The sequence below is a fragment of the Streptomyces sp. E2N166 genome (genome assembly GCF_003671715.1).
Lineage (GTDB): Bacteria > Actinomycetota > Actinomycetes > Streptomycetales > Streptomycetaceae > Streptomyces > Streptomyces thinghirensis.
The window spans coordinates 741011-742399 of sequence record NZ_RAIF01000032.1; the positions used below are offsets into that span (position 1 = coordinate 741011).

The window sequence follows — 1389 nt, forward strand, 5'->3', positions numbered from 1 at the left end:
GGATGCTGCAGAGCGAGTACCGCCACGTCCGCTCCCGGCACGTGGAGATCGAACGCGCCGCGACCGACGAGCAGCTGTGCCGCTGGGCCACGGAGGAGCTGTCCGCCGACGGCGAGCCCGCCGAGGTCGCCTACCGCGGGGGAGTGCGCCACCTGGCGACGCTCGCCGAGGCACCGCGGGCACAGCGCGCCGATCTCGCCTTCCCGGCGGACCACGTGCTGTGGGTGACCGGTGGCACGCGCGGCCTCGGGCTGCTCACGGCACGCCACTTCGTCGCCCGGCACGGCGTGCGCAAGCTGGTCCTCACCGGCCGCGAGGAGCTGCCGCCGCGCGCGGAGTGGGCCGCGCACATCGCCGAGGACGGCCCGCTGGGCCGCAAGCTGCGCCCGCTGGCCGAACTGGCCGCCCAGGGCGTCGAACTCGAAGCCGTCGCCGTCGCGCTGGACGAGAAGGAGGCGCTCGCCAAGGTCCTCGCCGACGTCAGGCGGCGGCTCGGCCCGGTCGGCGGCGTGATCCACAGCGCGGGTTTCACCGACTTCGAGAACCCGGCGTTCGTCCGCAAGCCGCAGACGGGCGTCGCCCGGGTCCTCGCACCGAAGGTGTTCGGTCTGGACGCCCTCCTGGAGTGTTTCCGGGACGAGCCGCTCGGTCTGTTCGTGCTGTACTCGTCGGTCGCCGCCGCCGTTCCCGCCCTCGCGGTCGGCCAGAGCGACTACGCCATGGCCAACGCCTACCTGGACGCGGTGGCGGAGGCACGTCCGTACGGTCTGCCCCTGGTCAGCGTGCAGTGGCCGAGCTGGAAGGACACCGGCATGGGGGAGGCCCGCAGCGCCGCCTACCAGGCCTCCGGCCTCGCCTCGCTCACCGACGCGCAGGGGCTGGCCCTGCTCGACCGCGCGCTGGAGAGCGGCGCTCGGGTGGTGATGCCCGTACTACCGCGCCCCGACGCCGAGTTCAGCGCCGAGCGCCTGACGGCGCGGCGCCTGGAGCCCGCCGCGCCGGCCCCGGCACCCGCCGCGCCGGCCTCTGCGCCACGGCCGGTGGCCGGCGCGGGCGCGGACGTGCGTGCCGCCGTCGAGGCGGTCGCCTCCTGGCTGCTCGACCAGCTCGCGGCGGAACTGCGCTTCGACCGCGCCAAGCTGGCCGGGGACGTCCCGGTCCATGACTACGGCATGGACTCGATCATGGTCTCCCAGCTCGTCCAGACCGTCGCCCGGCGCCTGGACGTCTCGGTCGACCCGTCGGCCCTGCTGGAACACCCGACGGTGGACGGCTTCGCGGCGTATCTCGGCGAGGAGCACCGGACGGAGCTGCTCGCGGAGTTCGGCGGCCCGGAGACCGGCGGCCCGGCACCCGAGGCGCAGACAGGGGCTGAGGTACCGCCGGTGA

The 1389-nt window shown here is 75.0% G+C and carries 1 protein-coding gene; it reads left to right on the top strand.

Going from position 1 to position 1389, the window contains the following annotated elements; genetic code table 11:
- On the top strand, window positions 1–1389 hold a 1389-nt coding region (locus EBH09_RS39400; RefSeq protein WP_238697571.1), incomplete at both ends, for a KR domain-containing protein.